A 16,786-nucleotide genomic window follows, 5' to 3' on the forward strand; every position below is an offset into this window, starting at 1 on the left:
TCAGGCGTCGGCGGCGGCTTCGGCGGTCAGCGCCTGGTAGGCGGTGCCCGCGGCCTTCTGCTCGGCTTCCTTCTTGGAGCGGCCGATCCCGGTGCCGTAGGGCCGCCCGGCGATCACCGTCGTCGCGGTGAACTCCTTGTCGTGGTCCGGGCCGGTGGAGCTGATCTCGTAGCTGGGCACGCCGAGGCCGCGCTCGGCGGTGAGCTCCTGCAGGCTGGTCTTCCAGTCCAGGCCCGCGCCCATCCGCGGGCCACGCTCGAGCAGCTCCGCGAAGAGCCGGAGCACGACGGCGCGGGCCACCTCGATGCCGTGCTCCAGGTGCACCGCACCGAGCAGCGACTCCATGCCGTCGGCGAGGATGCTCGGCTTGTCCCGGCCGCCGGTGAGCTCCTCGCCCTTGCCGAGCAGCAGGTGCGTGCCGAGCCCGCCGTCGCCGAGCGCCCTCGCCACCTCGGCCAGCGCGTGCATGTTGACCACGCTGGCGCGCAACTTGGCGAGCTCGCCCTCGGACTTCTCCGGGTGCTCGTGGTAGAGCTGCTCGGTGATGCTGAGCCCGAGCACCGAGTCGCCGAGGAACTCCAGGCGCTCGTTGGTGGGCAGCCCGCCGTTCTCGTAGGCGTACGAGCGGTGCGTCAGCGCGAGCCGCAGCAGCTCCGGCTGCAGCTCGACGCCGAGCGCGGCGAGCAGGCTCGCATGGTCACCGGAGGCGCGGGCGCCGTCCCTACTGGATGTCACGTCGATACGAGGGGCTCGCTCAGACGGCGGCGGTGACCTGGCGGCCCCGGTACGTGCCGCAGTTCGGGCAGGCGATGTGCGGCAGCGTCTTCTCGCCGCAGGCCCGGTTCGGGCAGGTGATGAGGGTGGGCGCGACAGCCTTCCACTGGCTGCGCCGCGACCTGGTGTTGGAACGGGACATCCGGCGCTTCGGAACGGCCACGACTACTTCTCCTCTGTACGCGAGCGTGCCTGGTCGGCAGCACGATCTGACGGTGGGTGGTCCTGGGGACCGGGGGACGCGACATCCGCATCGGAGGCGAACTTCGCCAGTCCGGCCCAGCGAGGATCGAGTATCTCATGCCCGTGCCCGGAACCCGCAATCGCCATCCGAACACCGCACTCGGGGCAGAGCCCGGCGCAGTCCGGGGTGCAGAGCGGCCGCAGCGGCAGCTCCAGCCCGATCGCGTCGACGACCACCGGCTCCAGATCGACGAGGTCGTCGACGAGCCGGTAGACGTCGTCCTCCTCGGTGGTCTGCTCGGTGGCGCTGTCCGGATAGGCGAACAGCTCGGTGATCGACAGCTCGACGGAATCGGTGAACGACTCCAGGCAGCGCGAGCACTCGCCCGCCACCGGCGCCGAGACGGTGCCGGTGACCAGCACGCCCTCGGAGACGGCCTGCAGCGTGAGGTCGAGATCGATGGGCGCGCCCTCGGGGATGTGCACGAGGTCGAGGCCGATCCGCTCGGTGGCGGTGACCTCGCGGCGCAGCTCCCGCATGGTGCCGGGGCGGCGCCCCAGGCTGCGGACATCCAGTACGAAGCCGCCGACCTGAAGCCCGTGCGAAGCCGGGCGACGGCGCGCGGCGGAACCGGCGGACATCACGAATTCACTCCGATACTGAAGGGGGATGGGCAACCACCCCACAGTACGCGACGGGCTGCTCCGCGCCCCAATCGCGGTCAGCGCCGGTAATCGGCGACGTACTCGGGGGCCGGGTACTCGGCGGCGTAGTCGGGGGCGTTCCCGGCTTCGGCGCGCAGCTGGTGCCTGCCCCGGACGACGGTGCGCAGCGTGCTGTTCAGCGTCTCCTCGAAGTCGGCCAGCTTGCCGTCGACGTAGTGGTCGCACTCGTCGCGCATGCGGTCGGACTCGGCGTGCGCGGCATCGATCACCCGCGCCGACTCGGCGTGCGCGGCGCGCACCACCTCGGTCTGCGCCACCAGCCGGGCTCGCTCGGCCTCGCCATCGGCGACCGAGCGCTCGTAGGAGGCCTTGCCCGCCTCGATCATCCGCTCGGACTCCGCCCTCGCCCGGCCGGTGACCGCGTCGTACTCGGCATTGGCGTCGGCGACCAGCCGGTCCGCCTCGGCCTGGGCACCGGTCACCAGGTGGTCGGCGTGCGCGTTGGCCTCCGCCACCATCCGGTCGGCGTGCGCCTTGGCCTCGGCCAGGATGCGGTCGGCCTCGGCGCGCGAGGACTCCAGGGTGTCCCGCGCCTGCTCGTCGGCGCCGGTGACGGTGGCCTCGGCGGAGGTGCGGGCATCGGTGACGATCTTGTCCCGGTGGTCGAGCACGTCCTGCGCGTCGTCGAGCTCGCCGGGCAGCGCGTCCCGCACGTCGTCGAGCAGCTCCAGCACCTCGCCGCGGGGCACGATGCAGTTGCGGGTGGGCGGGATGCCGCGCGCCTCCTCGACGATCGCCACGAGCTCGTCGAGCGCTTCGAATACGCGATACATGCTGTCACCCTCCTCGGCACACACTTCGCCTGTGCTCCAGTCTGCCCGGAGCGGCGGGGTTGACCCCGGCACGCGGCCGGTGTGTCGAGCGGTTGCGGGAAATCACAGGATTCCCTCAGGAGCAAGTGGAGAGCAAACCTCCGGTTGATGTAGAATGCTCGTGGAGATCGACAAGATCTTCGCAAGCGAATCGCAGGCTCCACCCAGGATTCTGCGGATAGGCAGCCGCCGTGCCGGACACCCGCCCTCGGGCGGGCAGCGGAAATCCCCCCGCGACCCCCGGTGCCAGGCTCTCGCGATCGGAACGCGTATGACCGTCCTGCACCCGCGCACCGCGGTGATGTCGCATCTCACCACCCTCATCGCGCCGTGGACGCCGATGGCCGCCGCTGCTCGCGGCCCCGCGGGCGACCCGGCGGAGACCGGTGCCGACGATCGGGTCAGGCGGCAGCCGAGGCGGAGCCGGAGGATCGCCAGACTGCGCGCCGCAGGCGGGGCCGCGCTCGTGCGGGCCACCCAGCGCAGCCGCGCCGGGCTGGTCACCCTGCTCACCTACCTGCGCGGCGACCGCGCCCCCGCCCAGCTGGTGCGTTTCGCCATGGTCGGGATGGCGAGCAATGTCGTGTACGTGGCGCTGTTCCTCGCGCTGCTCGGGTCGGGGACGCTGCCCGCGAACATGGTCGGCTCGGTCGCCAGCACCGTTGTCGCCAACGAGCTGCACCGCAGACTCACCTTCCGGGCCGCGGATCGGGTCGGCTGGTTCACCGCGCAGTGGGAGGGCGGCGGGCTCGCCGTCGCCGGGCTGCTGATCACCTCGGCCGGGCTGGCCGCGCTGGAGGTGACGTCGCCCGCGCTCGGCGGCCTCGGCCAGGCCGCCGCCGTGCTCGCGATCACCGCCGCCGTCGGCACGCTGCGCTTCCTCGCGCTGCGCGGCTGGGTCTTCTAGCCCTGCTCGGCGAGCCGGGCCAGCAACGCCTTGTGCACGGCGGGCGGCAGCATGTCGGTGACGTCGCCGCCGAACCTCGCGACCTCCTTGACCAGTGAACTCGAGAGGTGGGTGAACGCCGGGTCGGCAGCGATGAAGAAGGTGTCGACCCCGGCGAGCTTCTTGTTCATCAGGGCCATCGGCAGCTCATAGCCGAAATCACCGGGATCGCGCAGCCCCTTCACGATGGCGGTGACGCCCTGCTCCCTGGCGAAGTCGACGGTCAGCCCCTGCCACGACGCGATCCGCACGTTCGGCAGGTCGGCGGTGGCCTCGCGGAGCAGCTCGATGCGCTCCGGCACGGTGAACATGCCCTGCTTCTTCGGGTTCACATTGACGGTCACGATCACCTCGTCGAACTGCGCCGCCACCCGCCGGAAGACGTCGAGGTGTCCGTTCGTCACCGGGTCGAACGAGCCCGGGCACAACGCTCCTGCCATGCCGCAGACGCTAGCAGCCGGTCGCGGTGTGGCTCAGCCGGGAGCGGCGAACTCGGCCAGTTCCAGGCGGGTTTCGCCGTAGCGGCGTGGCTTCTCGGCGAGAAAACCGTTCGGCCAGGTGATCTCGGCCCCGCGAGCCGAGCGCTCGACCACCACCAGCGCCTCGGGCGCCAGCCAGCCCCGCGCGAGCGCGGTGAGATCGCCCTCGACGGCGGCGACGCCGAGGTCGTAGGGCGGGTCGGCGAAGACCAGGTCGAACGGTTCGGCGGGCGGCGTCGCCAGCACCGCGCCGACACTCCCCGCCCGCAGCTCCGCCCCCGGCAACCCCAGCTCGGCGATATTGGCCCGGATCACCACTCCCGCCTTCCGATCCGACTCCACCAGCAGGGCGAAGCCCGCCCCCCGGGAGAGCGCCTCCAGCCCGAGCGCCCCCGAGCCGGCGTAGAGGTCGAGCACCCGCACCCCGTCGAAGTCGAGCCGGGCGGCGAGCGCGCTGAACAGCGCCTCGCGCACCCGATCCGAGGTCGGCCTGGTCCCCGCGGGCGGCACCCGGAGCCGCCGCCCGCCCGCCACCCCGGCGACGATCCGCGTCATTCCGCCGCGGACTCCCGCCCGGCGAGCTCGAGCAGCAGATCGCCGCCCTCCACCTGCTGGACGGTGCTGATCGCGATCCGCGCGACCGTGCCCGGCCGCGACGCGGTGATGGCGGCCTCCATCTTCATGGCCTCGATGGTGCCGATGGTGTCGCCCGCCGCGACGGTGTCGCCCTCGCTCACCGTCAGCGTGACCACGCCCGCGAACGGCGCCGCCACGTGCCGGGAGTCGTTGCGGTCGGCCTTCTCCGCCGACTTCACCTCGCCCGCGATCGACCGATCCCGCACCGCCACCGGGCGCAGCTGGCCGTTCAGGATGCACATGACCGTGCGCATCCCGCGCTCGTCCGGCTCGGAGATCGCCTCCAGCCCGATCAGCAGCGTGACGCCCTTCTCCAGCTGCACCCGGTGCTCGTCACCGCGGCGCAGGCCGTAGAAGAACTGGTTCGCCGACAATCCCGAGGTGTCACCGTAGGTCTCGCGGTGGGCCAGGAACTCACCGGTCGGGCCCGGGAACAGCAGCCGGTTCAACGTGCCGCGACGCTCCAGGGAGTCGCCGTCGAGCGCCTTCTCGTCCTCGTCGCTGAGCGGGGTCACCGGTTTCGGATCGGTCCGGCCCTCCAGCGCGCGGGTGCGGAACGGCTCGGGCCAGCCACCGGCCGGGGTGCCGAGTTCACCGCGCAGGAAGCCGATCACCGAATCCGGGATGTCGTAGCGCGCCGGGTCGGCGGCGAACTGCTCGGCGTCGACCCCGGTACCCACCAGCGCCAGGGCCAGGTCACCGACGACCTTGGAGGACGGGGTCACCTTGATCAGCCTGCCCAGCATCCGGTCCGCCGCCGCGTAGGTGGCCTCCACTTCCTCGAACCGGTCACCGAGCCCGAGCGCGATCGCCTGCTGCCGCAGGTTCGACAGCTGCCCGCCCGGGATCTCGTGGGTGTAGACGCGCCCGGTCGGGGCCGGAAGCCCGGACTCGAACGGGGCGTACACCTTCCGCAGCGCCTCCCAGTAGGGCTCCAGATCGCACACCGCCTGCAGATCCAGGCCGGTGTCGAACTCCGAATGCGCCGCCGCGGCGACGATCGCCGACAGCGCGGGCTGTGACGTGGTCCCAGCCATCGCGGCCGACGCGCCGTCGACGGCGTCGGCGCCTGCCTGCCAGGCGGCGAGGTAGGTCGCGAGCTGCCCGCCGGGGGTGTCGTGGGTGTGCACGTGCACGGGCAGGTCGAAGTTCGAGCGCAGCGCGGTCACCAGCTTGGTCGCGGCGGGGGCGCGCAGCAGCCCGGCCATGTCCTTGATCGCCAGCACATGCGCGCCCGCGTCCACGATCTGCTCGGCGAGGCGCAGGTAGTAATCGAGGGTGTAGAGCGATTCGTTCGGGTTCGCCAGATCGCCGGTGTAGGAGAGCGCGACCTCGGCCACGGCTGTTCCGGTCTCCCGGACCGCGTCGATCGCCGGGCGCATCTGATCGACATTGTTCAGGGCGTCGAAGATGCGGAAGATATCGATGCCCGTCGAGGTGGCCTCGGCGACGAACGCGCGGGTGACCTTCTCCGGGTACGGCGTGTAGCCGACGGTATTGCGCCCGCGCAGCAGCATCTGCAGGCAGATGTTCGGAATCGCCGCACGCAGCGCGGCCAACCGCTCCCACGGATCCTCGTAGAGGAACCGCAGCGCCACGTCGTAGGTCGCCCCGCCCCAGCACTCGACGGAGAGCAACTCCGGCGTCGACCGCGCCACATGCCCGGCCACCCCCAGCAGACCGTTGGTCCGCACCCGGGTGGCCAGCAGCGACTGATGCGCGTCCCGGAAGGTGGTGTCGGTGACCCCGACCGCCTTCTGCTCCCGCAACGCCTTCGCGAAACCCTCTGGTCCGAGCGCGAGCAAACGCTGCCGCGACCCGTCCGGCGGCGGCGCCGAGAGATCCAGCGCGGGCAGTTTGTCGTGCGGGTACACCGACGTCGGCCGCTCCCCGTGCGGCTTGTTCACCGTGACGTCGGCGAGGTAGTTCAGGATCTTGGTGCCGCGATCGCCGGACTCCGGCAACCGCAGCAGCTGCGGCCGCTCGTCGATGAACGACGTGGTCACCCGGCCCGCCCGGAAGTCGGGGTCGTCCAGCACGGCGAGGAGGAACGGGATATTGGTGGTGACGCCGCGGATCCGGAACTCCGCGAGCGCCCGCCGCGCCCGCGCCACCGCGAGCTCGAAATCCCGGCCCCGGCAGGTCAGCTTGACCAACATGGAATCGAAGTAGGCGCCGATCTCCGCACCCAGGTTCGCGCCGCCGTCCAGCCGAATACCGGCGCCACCCGGCGTCCGGTAGGCGGTGATCCGCCCGGTGTCGGGCCGGAAACCATTCGCCGGGTCCTCGGTCGTGATCCGGCACTGCAGAGCGGCACCCCGGATCGCCACCGTGTCCTGGCTCAGCCCGAGATCGGCCAGCGACTCCCCCGCCGCGATCCGCAGCTGCGACTGCACCAGATCCACATCGGTGATCTCCTCGGTCACCGTGTGCTCGACCTGGATCCGCGGGTTCATCTCGATGAACACGTGATTCCCGCGCTCGTCCAGCAGGAACTCCACCGTCCCGGCGCAGGAGTAGTCGATCTGCCGCGCGAAGGCCACGGCATCCGCGCAGATCCGCTCCCGCAACTCCGGTGCGAGATTCGGCGCGGGCGCCAGCTCGATCACCTTCTGATGCCTGCGCTGCAGCGAACAGTCCCGCTCGAACAGGTGCATGACATTGCCCTGCTGATCGGCCAGGATCTGCACCTCGATATGACGCGGGTTCACCACCGCCTGCTCCAGGAACACCGTGGGATCGCCGAACGCCGACTCCGCCTCCCGCGAGGCCGCCTCGATCGCCTCGCGCAACCCCTCGCGCTCGGCGACCCGCCGCATGCCGCGCCCGCCACCACCGGCGACCGCCTTCACGAAGACCGGGAACTCCAGCTCGGCCGAGGCAGCGATCAGCTCCTCCACATCCGCCGACGGCTCACTCGACTTCAGCACCGGCAGCCCGGCCGCACGGGCGGCGGCCACCGCGCGGGCCTTGTTCCCCGCCAGCTCCAGCACCTGCGCCGACGGCCCGATGAAGGTGATGCCCTCCGCCGCACAGGCGGCAGCCAGATCGGGGTTCTCGGAAAGGAAGCCGTAGCCGGGGTAGATGGCGTCGGCGCCCGCGGTCTTGGCGGCGTCGATCACCGCCTCGATCGACAGGTACGCCCGAACCGGGTGACCCTCCTCGCCGATCTGGTACGACTCGTCCGCCTTGAGCCGGTGCACCGAGTTGCGATCCTCGTACGGGAAGACCGCGACCGTCCCGATCCCGAGTTCGTAGGCGGCGCGGAAGGCCCGAATAGCGATCTCACCACGATTGGCGACCAAGACTTTCGAGAACATCAGCCCAACGTACCGAACCCGGCGAGCTGGGCGAACACCGATTCCCGTATTCGGAATTTCTTCACAACCGACCCTCGCAGGGGTGCGAAGTCCCGTTCATACGGATGTCACATGACACCGCTCCCGGCCGGGGCGTAGTAGGCGTGACGGCCCCCCGGCGTTAGAGTGGCGACTTTCCGGCCGCGCACCCTTCGCACGCTACGCAGCAGCGCAGGGACCTGAAAGACCTTGCGGTATCGAAATTCCGCGTACCGAACCGCGCCGTTCTGCGATGATTGCGAAGGCGACGGTCTACCATCTGGCGGGTGCGCAAGATGTACGCGGGCGCCCGGCTGCGGCGGCTGCGCGAGGAACGCAGGATGACCCAGGCCGCGCTGGCCAAGTCGCTCGACCTCTCACCCAGCTACCTGAACCAGCTGGAGCGGGACCAGCGCCCGCTCACCATTCCGGTGCTGCTCAAGCTGAACTCGACCTTCGACCTGGACGTCCAGTTCTTCGCCACCGACTCGGACGCCAGGCTCGTCTCCGACCTGCACGAGGTGCTGGTCGACGCGGCGGGCGGCGACACCGCGCCGGTCACCGAGGTGGAGGAGCTGGCGACCAGGCTGCCCGAGGTGGCCCGGCTCGTCGTCGGGATGCACCGGCGGCTGCGCGCCGCCACCGACCAGCTCGACCTCCTCTCCTCCCGGATGGACGCCCCGGCCGGGGCCCCCGGCGCGCCCATGCCCTACGAGGACGTGCGCGACTTCTTCTACGACCACCACAACCACATCCCCAGCCTCGACCAGGCCGCCGAGCAGCTCTTCGAGCAGTCCGGGCTGACCGTCGGCTCGCTCGACCGGCAGCTGGCCCGGGTCGCCGAGGATCGTGCGGGCGTCACCGTGCTGGTCCGCGGCGACGGCGCCGACCCGGCCATCCCCAAGCGGCAGTACGACCCGGAGAGCCGCACGCTCACCCTGGCCCGCCGACTGCGGCCGGGGCAGCGCGCCTTCCAGATCGCGGCCACGCTCGGCTTCCTGCTGCACGGCAGGGAGATCGACGCGGTGCTCGCGGAGACCCCGTCGCTCACCGGCGAATCCCGGTCGCTGGCCCGGATCGGGCTCGCGCACTACTTCGCCGGGGCGCTGGTGCTGCCCTACGGCCGCTTCCTGCGCTCGGCGGAGGAACTGCGCTACGACATCGACCTGCTCGGGCTGCGCTTCGAGGTCGGGTTCGAGACGGTGTGCCACCGGCTCTCCACGCTGCAGCGGCAGGGCAGGCGCGGGGTGCCGTTCTTCTTCGTCCGCACCGACCGGGCGGGCAATATCTCGAAGCGGCAGTCCGCGACCGCGTTCCACTTCTCCCGGGTCGGCGGCTCCTGCCCGCTCTGGGTGGTGCACGAGGCGTTCGCGAATCCGGGGCGGATCCTCACCCAGATCGCCGAGATGCCGGACGGGCGCCGCTACCTCTGGATCGCCCGCACCGCCGCCCCCGGCCCGCGCGGGTACGGGGCGCCCGCCAAGGATTTCGCGGTCGCGCTCGGCTGCGACCTGGAGCACGCGGAGCGCACGGTGTACGCGCGCGGGCTGCGGCTGGACGACCCCGGCGCCGCGGTGCCGATCGGTGCGGGGTGCAAGGTCTGCGACCGCGCCACCTGCACCCAGCGCGCGTTCCCGCAGATCGGGGCCCCGCTGGCGCTGCCGGAGCACGTCAGCACCGACCTGCCCTACCCCCGGCTGGGCCGGGGATAGCGCGCGTCAGGATTTCGCCAGGTACTCGAGGCGCTCGCCGTCGACGGCGGCGCGCATCATGGCCGCCAGGCCGGGGTGCGCGTCGAGGCCGGGGTCCGCTTCCACCACCGTGCGCGCGAAATCCTTCGCCGCGCTGATCGTTTCGAGATCGTCGAGGAGCGAGAGCAACCGCAGCGAGCGCGCGGTCCCGCTCTGCGCGGAGCCGAGCACGTCGCCCTCGCGGCGCTGCTTCAGGTCCAGCACCGCCAGCTCGAAACCGTCGGTGGTGGCGGCGACCGCCGCCAGCCGGGCCATCGCGGTCCCGCCCGGCGCGGCATCGGTGACCAGCAGGCACAGGCTCGCGTGCGCCCCGCGGCCGATCCGCCCGCGCAGCTGGTGCAGCTGGCTCACGCCGAACCGGTCGGCGTCCAGGATCACCATGACGGTGGCGTTCGGCACGTCCACCCCGACCTCGACCACGGTGGTGCAGACCAGCACGTCCACGCTGCCCGCGTTGAACGCGCGCATCACTTCGTCCTTCTCGTCCGCGGGGAGCCTGCCGTGCAGCAGCCCGACCCGGAGCCCGGCCAGCGCCCCGGCCCGCAGCTCCTCGTAGACGTCGAGCACCGCCTGCGTGTTCGGCGGCTCCTTCTCGGCGGCCTTCTTCCCCTTCTTCGGCTTCGCGGAGTTCTTCCCGCCCTCGTCCCGCCCGTCGTCGTCCCCGATGCGCGAGCACACCACGTACGCCTGCCGCCCGGCCCGCACCTCCTCGGTGATCCGCTCCCAGGCCCGGTCCACCCAGCCGGGGTGCTGCCTGCGCGGCACCACCCTGGAGGCGATGGGCGAGCGCCCGCGCGGCAACTCGGTGAGCGTCGAGGTCTCCAAGTCGCCGAGCGTGGTCATGGCGATGGTGCGCGGGATCGGGGTCGCGGTCATCACCAGCAGGTGCGGGCTGATGCCACCCTTGGCCTTGGCGCGCAGCGCGTCCCGCTGCTCGACGCCGAAGCGGTGCTGCTCGTCCACCACCACCATGCCGAGATCGAAGAACTCCACCGCGTCCTGGATCAGCGCGTGCGTGCCGATCACGATCCCCGCCTCGCCGGTGACCGCGGCCAGCAGCGCCGCCTTGCGCGCCGCGGCGGGCATCGAGCCGGTGAGCAGCACCACCCGGGTGGCGTGCTCGGCGGCGCCGAGCTCACCCGCGGCCGCGAGCTCGCCGAGCATGGCGCGCAGCGAGCGGTGGTGCTGCGCGGCGAGCACCTCGGTGGGGGCGAGCAGCGCGCACTGCCTGCCCGCGTCGACCACCTGCAGCATGGCGTGCAGCGCGACGATGGTCTTGCCGGAGCCGACCTCGCCCTGCAGCAGCCGGTGCGTCGGCCGCTCCCGGCCCAGATCGGCGGAGATCTCATCGATGACCTGCCGCTGCCCGGCGGTCAGCTCGAAGGGCAGCTTCGCGGCGAAGGCGGCGGCGATGCCGTCCGGCCGCGGCGGGCAGGGGTGCGCGGTGCGGCCCTCGACCTCGTGCCTGCGCTCGGCGAGCACCAGTTGCAACGCCAGCGCCTCGTCGAAGCGCAGCCGGTCCCTGGCGCGGTCGATGTCGGTGCGGTGCTCGGGCAGGTGGATGAGGCGCAGCGCCTCGGTGATCTCCAGCAGGCCGCGCTCGGCGCGCACCGGCTCCGGCAGCGGGTCGTCGAGCGGGTCGAGCTGCTCGAGCACCTGCCGGACGCAGGCGAGCAGGTCCCAGCTCTGCACCTTCGCGGTCGCCGGGTAGACCGGAACGAACTCGCGCTCGAAGAACGCGGTGTCGACGCCCTCCGCGCCCTGCGCGCTGCGCGCCAGCCCGGCCAGGTCGCCCGCGCCGCGGACGGTGGTCAGGGTGGCCGGTTCGTCCTCCTCCGGCAGGATCAGGTAGCCGGGGTGGTTCAGGCTCCACTGACCCGGCCGCCAGTAGTTGACGGTGCCCGACATCATGGCCCGCACCCCCTGCTTCACCGCGTACTTGACCTTGTCGCCGTTGAAGAAGGTGACGTCGACCGGGCGGCCGGAGCCGGTGTCGAGCGCGACCTTGAGCAGCGAGCCGCGGCGGTTGCGCATGGGCCGCAGGTCGGCCTTGGTGATCCGGCCTATCACGGTGACGTGCGCGCCGTCCTCCGGCTCCTCCTCGGTGAGCGGCTGGCCCTGGGTGGCGTAGCGCAGCGGGTAGTGCCGGAGCAGGTCCTCCGCCGTGCGCATGTCGAAGGCGTCGGCCAGCGAGTCCGCCGCCTTCGCGCCGAGCAGGTGATCGAGCCGATCGCCGAGTGTCGCCATTGTCTACTCCACACCTATCTGCACCAGGTCCTCCGGCTGCTCGCCGGTGTAGACCGCTACCTCGATTCCGGAGAACCGCTCCTCGATATGCCCGGTCAGCGCGGCGGCCAGCCCGTCGGGGGCCGCCGCGCCGATGAGCAGCGTCACCAGCTCGCCGCCGAAGGCGAGCATCCGATCCAGCAGGACGATCCCGGCGGTTGCCGGGTCCCGCTCGATCACCACCACGTCCAGCCCGGCCAGGCCGAGCCCCTCGCCGGGTTCGCAGGTGCCGACCATGGTGAGCGCGCGCTGCCCCGCCACCCGGACCGCACCCCAGCGGGTGCCCGCCGCCGCCTCGGACATGGCGAAGGCGTCGTCCACCGCGATCCGGCCGCGGTCGTGCACCGCGAGCGCGGCCATGCCCTGCACCATCGAGCCGCTCGGCAGCAGCAGCACGTCGCGGTCGGCGTCGCGGGCGGCGATGCCGACGGCGACCAGTTCGTGCGCGGGCAGCGCGCCGTTCGGCAACACGAGCACCTCGCGGTTCGGCATCCGCCGGATGGCGCCGAGCAGCTCGCTCGCGGTGATCGTTCCCGCCCTGCCGGGGAGCACCACCGCGCCCGCCGTGCGGAACAGCGCGGCGGCGCCGTCGCCTGCGGCGACGGCGAGAATGCCGCGGTCGGCGGGGCCGCTGGTGCGCACCGGGGCATGCGGGCCGACCGCGGTGATCACGAAGCTCTCGATCCGGATGTCGCGCACGGCGCCCGCCGCCATCCCGGCCTCCACCGCGGCGCCCGCGTCGGCGCAGTGCACGTGCGCGGACCAGGTCTGCTCGCCGTCGCCGACCACCACGACGGAGTCGCCGAGTTCGCCGAGCCGGTCCCGCAGCTGCTTGACCCTGGTCTCGTCGGTGCCGGTCAGCAGGTACATGACCTCGAAACAGGGCGCGTGTTTCGCACCGAGCGCGGGGCCGTCGCCGGCCACCTCCCGCTCCCCGCGGGGCCGGGCGTCGTCGGCCTGTCGCGCAACGCCCGCCCGGGCGCGGCCGGGCTCCGGCAGCGCGGCCGGCGGGACGTCGAAGGCGGCGGCTCCGCCGACCAGGTCGGCCACCGCGCTCCCCGCCTCGGCGAGCGGCGGCGCACAGGCGGCGGCGCGCGGCGGCTGCCTGGGCAGGGGGTCGGGCTCGACGACGTCGAGCGCGGCGGCTCCGCCGGGGGCGGGGCGGTAGTCGGGGCGCCGCGGCGCGGCGCCGCCGGTCACCTCGACCAGCGCGTCGAGCAGGACGAGCAGCCCGCGCGCCCCGGCGTCGACCACCCCCGCCTCGCGCAGCACCCCGAGCTGGTCCGGCGTCTGCCCGAGCGCGTCCGCCGCACCCTCCGCCGCCGCGACCGCGACCGCGACCGGCGTGCGTTCGGTGCACGCCCGCGCCGCGACCGCCGCGGCGTCGAGCACGGTGAGGATGGTCCCCTCGACCGGCGTGCTCAGCGACTCCCGCACCAGCGCCGCCGCCCTGGCCAGCGCGGCCCGCAGCACCGCGGCGTCGACCGGCACCGGCCGGTCGCCCTCCGGCCGCACCGCGTCCGCGATCCCGCGCAGCACCTGCGAAAGGATGATCCCGGAGTTGCCCCGCGCCCCCGCGGTCGCGCCCCTGGCCATGGCCGCGGCGACCGCGTGCACATCGGCGCCAGGCGCGCCGCCCGCGGCCACCATGGCGGCCCGCATGGTGGCGAGCAGATTCGTCCCGGTGTCCGCGTCGGCGATGGGAAAGACGTTGAGCGCGTTGATCTCCGAGCGGGTACGCTCCAATCCGGCGAGGCAGAGCCTGCCCCAGCGCAGCAGCGCGGTACCGTCCATTCCGTCCCGCACTCCGGGCACCAGCCACCCTCTCCGTCGTCCGTGGACCCCCACCCCGCCGCCGCACGCCAGGTTAGCGGGATACCGAGCACCGGCGGGACCCGGTTTGGTGGATCACCGGGGCTCCCGATACCCTTGCAGGGTTGCCTCGCGCGGCCACCTCGTTCGTTGACATTCGACGAGCGGTTCGCGCGGGCCGGTACCCCAGGTCCGGCGAGGCAGTGACGACACGGTTTCCGGATGTCCCGCGTTCCCCGCGGGCGTCCCCACATGACATGAAGGAGCTCGCGACTATGGCTGCCGTCTGCGACGTCTGCGCCAAGGGCCCCGGCTTCGGTAAGTCGGTCTCGCACTCGCACCGGCGCACGAACCGTCGCTGGAACCCGAACATCCAGACCGTTCGGGCGCAGGTGGCGCCGGGCAACACCCGGCGGATGAACGTCTGCACCTCCTGCCTCAAGGCGGGCAAGGTCGTTCGCGGCTGAGTCCGTCCGGCCGAACCGGACTTCGCGCCCCGGCACCCGCAGGGTGATCCGGGGCGCTGTCGTCGGTGCTGCCTCATCGTGACGATCGTTCCGATGGCGCCCGAGCATGCCCAAGCGGTCACCGACTGCCATGTGCGCTGCTGGCGCGAGGCGCACGCCGACGTGCTCCCGCCGCACCTGCTCGACGCACTGCGCACCGGGCGGGGGGCGAGCCGCTGGCTCCGGGTAGCGCGGGATCCGCTGATCGAGACCCGGGTGGCGCTCGCCGACGGCGCCGTGCTCGGCTTCGCCTCGGTCGGCCCCGCCCGCGATGCCAGCGCGCCGACCGCGCTGGAGCTGCACGCCCTCTACGTGCGCGCCGCCGAGCACGGCACCGGGCTCGCCGACGCGCTGCTCGACAGCGCCCTGCCCGCCGCTACCCCGTGCACGCTCTGGGTACTGGCCGCGAACCCGCGGGCCCGCGCCTTCTACCGGCGGCACGGCTTCCGCGAGGACGGCGCGCGCGGCCTCGATCCGTTCGCGTTGCTACCGACCCTCCGGATGGTCCGCGGCGCGCTCGCATAGGGTGCCAGTCATGTCTTCCGAGTATGTGGAAACCGTCGACGGCGTCCTGCAGATCACCATTGCCACTCCCGGGAACGGGACTTCCCTCGATTTCACCGGGGTCAACGCGGGCAGCGCCGCGCTGCGCGACCTCGATCCCGGCATCGGCGCGATACTGCTGCGAGGGACCGGGGGCAATTTCTGCGCCGGCGGTGACGTGCGCGGATTCGCGGCCGCCGAAGATCGTGGCGCGCACATCCGCGGGCTCGCCACCCACCTGCACGAGTTCGTCCGGCTGCTCGACGCCGCGCCGGTGCCGGTCGTCGCCGCGGTACACGGCTGGGCCGCGGGCGCCGGTATGAGCCTGGTGCTGGCCGCCGATATCGCGCTCGGCGGGCCGAAGACGAAGCTGCGGCCCGCCTACCCCGGAATCGGCCTCTCGCCCGACGGCGGCATGTCCTGGACGCTGCCGCGGGTCGTCGGGGTGGGCCGGGCCCAGGAGATCCTGCTCACCGACGCCGTGCTGAGCGCCGACGAGGCCGTGCGCATCGGCATCCTGAGCCGCCTGGTCCCGGACGAGGAGGTGTACAACGAGGCCATCCGCCTCGCCCGCACCCTCGCCGCCGGTCCGCGCTCCGCCTACGCCACCATCAAGTCCCTGCTGTTGAACTCGCGCACCGCGAGCCTCAGCGACCAGCTAGACAGCGAGACCGAAGCCATCGCCGCCTCGGCGAACAGCCCCGCGGGGCGCGAGGGGGTAGACGCCTTCGTCGAGAAGCGTCGCCCCAACTTCTCCTGAAGGCTAGCGGGCGATGCCCGCTACGAAGTCGGCAACCGCGTCCGTGAAGGCGTCGTTGTCGTCGCCCGCGGCGGTGTGGGCGGCGTCGCCGATCTCGGCGAGTCTCGCGTGCGGGACGAGCTCGAGGAAGTTCGCGGCGCCCTCCTCGCTGACGACGTCGGACTGTCCGCCGCGCACGAGCAGCACCGGAATGGTGACGGCGCGCGCGGCGGCCTCCATCTGGTCGGTCATGTCGAGCGCGTCCTCGACCCGCCCGGACATCATCGCCGGGTCCCAGTGCCAGTACCAGCGGTCACCGCGCTTGCGCAGGTTGCGCAGCAGCCCGTCGGTGCTGCGCGGGCGCGGGCGGTGCGGCAAGTAGGCGGCGACGGCGTCGGCCGCCTCGTCCAGGGTGGCGAAGCCGTCGGTGTGCTTGCCGAGGAAGTCGAGCACCCGCTCGACTCCCGCCTGCTCCGGCCGGACCACGATGTCGACCAGCACCAGCGCCCGGATCAGCTCGGCGCCGGGCGCTGCGGTGGCGAGCAGCCCGGTGATCCCGCCCATGCTCGCCCCGACCACCACGGCGGGCCTGCCCAGCGTGCGCAGCACGGAGTGCAGGTCCTCGACCATGCGGTTCCTGCCGTAGTCGCCGTCCGGCGCCCACTCGCTGTCACCGTGGCCGCGGGCGTCCAGGGTCAGCACGCGCAGCCCGGCGGCGGCGAGCCGCACCCCGGTGCGCTTCCAGGAGTGCCTGGTCTGGCCGCCACCGTGCAGGAAGACGACCAGCGGGCCGTCGGCCGGGCCGAACAGGTCACCGGCCAGCTCCAGCCCCGATCCGGGGAGCCGCACGGTCGCGGGCCCGGCTATATCGTTCGCAGTACTCACGAAATGCAGAATGGCACAGGTTCCGACCGGAACCTGTGCCATCCGGCGAGAACGATCGTCAGCAGTCCAGCCGCATCGCGCTGAAAGTGCGCTGGAAGAGACAGGCGACCTTGGCGTTCACCGACGAGGAGATCGTCGAGGAGCCGGTCGAGGTGAACTCCTCACCGATCGGCGCGGGCGCGCTCTCGGTGACCGCGGGCTGGTAGGGCTCCAGCGGAATCGGGGCAGCGTTCGCGGTCGCGGCGCCGCCGGTCACGGCGGCGGCGACGGCGAAAGCGGCCGCCGTTCCGCGCCAGGCGCGGACGGAGGGTCGGGTCATGCGGGTTCTCCTCACTCGGGTGTGCACGCGCGTGATGTCGCTCGCACGTCG

At 72.5% G+C, this 16,786-nt stretch carries 16 protein-coding genes; 5 read left to right on the top strand and 11 right to left on the bottom strand.

Features of this window, described 5'->3' with window-relative positions; translation table 11 throughout:
• From rnc to ACFO0B_RS04235, 4 genes are all read right to left on the bottom strand, one after another.
• The gene (gene rnc / locus ACFO0B_RS04220; protein ID WP_378610949.1) at positions 1-735 is read right to left on the bottom strand and encodes a ribonuclease III; all 735 of its coding nucleotides are present in this window, start codon (positions 733-735) and stop codon (positions 1-3) included.
• A gap of 19 nt (positions 736-754) precedes the next feature.
• Positions 755-937, bottom strand: coding sequence for a 50S ribosomal protein L32 (rpmF, locus tag ACFO0B_RS04225; RefSeq protein ID WP_067658664.1), 183 nt, complete (start codon positions 935-937; stop codon positions 755-757).
• A gap of 2 nt (positions 938-939) precedes the next feature.
• Positions 940-1,599, bottom strand: a complete 660-nt coding sequence (locus ACFO0B_RS04230) for a YceD family protein (protein WP_378610950.1) — start codon at positions 1,597-1,599, stop codon at positions 940-942.
• An 80-nt stretch (positions 1,600-1,679) separates the two neighbouring features.
• Positions 1,680-2,456 (bottom strand): DivIVA domain-containing protein, encoded by a 777-nt coding sequence (locus ACFO0B_RS04235; protein ID WP_378610951.1) that lies wholly within the window; start codon positions 2,454-2,456, stop codon positions 1,680-1,682.
• 310 nt (positions 2,457-2,766) lie between these two features.
• On the opposite strand from ACFO0B_RS04235, the gene ACFO0B_RS04240 reads away from it, so the two are divergent.
• Entirely contained in the window at positions 2,767-3,402 is a 636-nt protein-coding gene (locus tag ACFO0B_RS04240; protein WP_378610952.1) for a GtrA family protein, read from the top strand.
• Here the strand turns inward: ACFO0B_RS04240 and coaD are convergent.
• The 3 genes from coaD to ACFO0B_RS04255 are packed head-to-tail and all read right to left on the bottom strand — an operon-like array spanning position 3,399 to position 7,876.
• The gene (gene coaD / locus ACFO0B_RS04245) at positions 3,399-3,881 is read right to left on the bottom strand and encodes a pantetheine-phosphate adenylyltransferase (RefSeq protein WP_378610953.1); all 483 of its coding nucleotides are present in this window, start codon (positions 3,879-3,881) and stop codon (positions 3,399-3,401) included. The two genes, ACFO0B_RS04240 and coaD, sit on opposite strands and share 4 nt — an antisense overlap.
• A gap of 33 nt (positions 3,882-3,914) precedes the next feature.
• Positions 3,915-4,475 (bottom strand): 16S rRNA (guanine(966)-N(2))-methyltransferase RsmD, encoded by a 561-nt coding sequence (gene rsmD, locus ACFO0B_RS04250; protein ID WP_378610954.1) that lies wholly within the window; start codon positions 4,473-4,475, stop codon positions 3,915-3,917.
• Positions 4,472-7,876, bottom strand: coding sequence for a pyruvate carboxylase (locus ACFO0B_RS04255; protein ID WP_378610955.1), 3,405 nt, complete (start codon positions 7,874-7,876; stop codon positions 4,472-4,474). Before ACFO0B_RS04255 ends, rsmD begins: the two co-directional genes overlap by 4 nt.
• 305 nt (positions 7,877-8,181) lie before the next feature.
• On the opposite strand from ACFO0B_RS04255, the gene ACFO0B_RS04260 reads away from it, so the two are divergent.
• On the top strand, positions 8,182-9,606 hold the full coding sequence (locus ACFO0B_RS04260; protein WP_378610956.1) for a short-chain fatty acyl-CoA regulator family protein: 1,425 nt from the start codon (positions 8,182-8,184) through the stop codon (positions 9,604-9,606).
• Positions 9,607-9,612: 6 nt separating this feature from the next.
• On the opposite strand, the gene recG is transcribed toward ACFO0B_RS04260, so the two are convergent.
• Positions 9,613-11,892, bottom strand: coding sequence for an ATP-dependent DNA helicase RecG (gene recG, locus ACFO0B_RS04265; protein WP_378610957.1), 2,280 nt, complete (start codon positions 11,890-11,892; stop codon positions 9,613-9,615).
• Positions 11,893-11,895: 3 nt separating this feature from the next.
• Positions 11,896-13,746 carry a DAK2 domain-containing protein gene (locus ACFO0B_RS04270; protein WP_378610958.1) on the bottom strand — a complete coding sequence of 617 codons (1,851 nt, stop codon included), beginning with the start codon at positions 13,744-13,746 and terminating at the stop codon, positions 11,896-11,898.
• A 272-nt stretch (positions 13,747-14,018) separates the two neighbouring features.
• Between ACFO0B_RS04270 and rpmB the strand changes: the two genes are divergently transcribed.
• The 3 genes from rpmB (at position 14,019) to ACFO0B_RS04285 (ending at position 15,552) form a co-directional block, all read left to right on the top strand.
• Positions 14,019-14,210, top strand: a complete 192-nt coding sequence (gene rpmB, locus ACFO0B_RS04275; RefSeq protein ID WP_011210730.1) for a 50S ribosomal protein L28 — start codon at positions 14,019-14,021, stop codon at positions 14,208-14,210.
• A gap of 93 nt (positions 14,211-14,303) precedes the next feature.
• The gene (locus ACFO0B_RS04280) at positions 14,304-14,774 is read left to right on the top strand and encodes a GNAT family N-acetyltransferase (RefSeq protein WP_378610959.1); all 471 of its coding nucleotides are present in this window, start codon (positions 14,304-14,306) and stop codon (positions 14,772-14,774) included.
• Positions 14,775-14,784: 10 nt separating this feature from the next.
• Positions 14,785-15,552 (top strand): enoyl-CoA hydratase-related protein, encoded by a 768-nt coding sequence (locus ACFO0B_RS04285; RefSeq protein ID WP_378610960.1) that lies wholly within the window; start codon positions 14,785-14,787, stop codon positions 15,550-15,552.
• Positions 15,553-15,555: 3 nt separating this feature from the next.
• Here ACFO0B_RS04285 and ACFO0B_RS04290 read toward each other — a convergent pair whose 3' ends face one another.
• Positions 15,556-16,416: an alpha/beta fold hydrolase gene (locus ACFO0B_RS04290; protein ID WP_378610961.1), complete on the bottom strand. Its 861-nt coding sequence runs from the start codon at positions 16,414-16,416 to the stop codon at positions 15,556-15,558.
• A 58-nt stretch (positions 16,417-16,474) separates the two neighbouring features.
• Positions 16,475-16,735: a hypothetical protein gene (locus ACFO0B_RS04295; protein WP_378610962.1), complete on the bottom strand. Its 261-nt coding sequence runs from the start codon at positions 16,733-16,735 to the stop codon at positions 16,475-16,477.
• Between the last annotated feature and the right edge of the window lie 51 nt (positions 16,736-16,786).

It is taken from the genome of Nocardia jiangsuensis (genome assembly GCF_042650385.1).
In the GTDB taxonomy this organism is placed as follows: domain Bacteria; phylum Actinomycetota; class Actinomycetes; order Mycobacteriales; family Mycobacteriaceae; genus Nocardia; species Nocardia jiangsuensis.

What these genes read in the sequence shown, in the direction of transcription:
- ACFO0B_RS04230 (WP_378610950.1), bottom strand. Translation starts at nt 1,599, where the DNA reads ATGTCCGCCGGTTCCGCCGCGCGCCGTCGCCCGGCTTCGCACGGGCTT.
- ACFO0B_RS04235 (WP_378610951.1), bottom strand. Translation starts at nt 2,456, where the DNA reads ATGTATCGCGTATTCGAAGCGCTCGACGAGCTCGTGGCGATCGTCGAG.
- ACFO0B_RS04240 (WP_378610952.1), top strand. Translation starts at nt 2,767, where the DNA reads ATGACCGTCCTGCACCCGCGCACCGCGGTGATGTCGCATCTCACCACC.
- coaD (WP_378610953.1), bottom strand. Translation starts at nt 3,881, where the DNA reads ATGGCAGGAGCGTTGTGCCCGGGCTCGTTCGACCCGGTGACGAACGGA.
- rsmD (WP_378610954.1), bottom strand. Translation starts at nt 4,475, where the DNA reads ATGACGCGGATCGTCGCCGGGGTGGCGGGCGGGCGGCGGCTCCGGGTG.
- ACFO0B_RS04255 (WP_378610955.1), bottom strand. Translation starts at nt 7,876, where the DNA reads ATGTTCTCGAAAGTCTTGGTCGCCAATCGTGGTGAGATCGCTATTCGG.
- recG (WP_378610957.1), bottom strand. Translation starts at nt 11,892, where the DNA reads ATGGCGACACTCGGCGATCGGCTCGATCACCTGCTCGGCGCGAAGGCG.
- rpmB (WP_011210730.1), top strand. Translation starts at nt 14,019, where the DNA reads ATGGCTGCCGTCTGCGACGTCTGCGCCAAGGGCCCCGGCTTCGGTAAG.
- ACFO0B_RS04280 (WP_378610959.1), top strand. Translation starts at nt 14,304, where the DNA reads ATGGCGCCCGAGCATGCCCAAGCGGTCACCGACTGCCATGTGCGCTGC.
- ACFO0B_RS04285 (WP_378610960.1), top strand. Translation starts at nt 14,785, where the DNA reads ATGTCTTCCGAGTATGTGGAAACCGTCGACGGCGTCCTGCAGATCACC.
- ACFO0B_RS04295 (WP_378610962.1), bottom strand. Translation starts at nt 16,735, where the DNA reads ATGACCCGACCCTCCGTCCGCGCCTGGCGCGGAACGGCGGCCGCTTTC.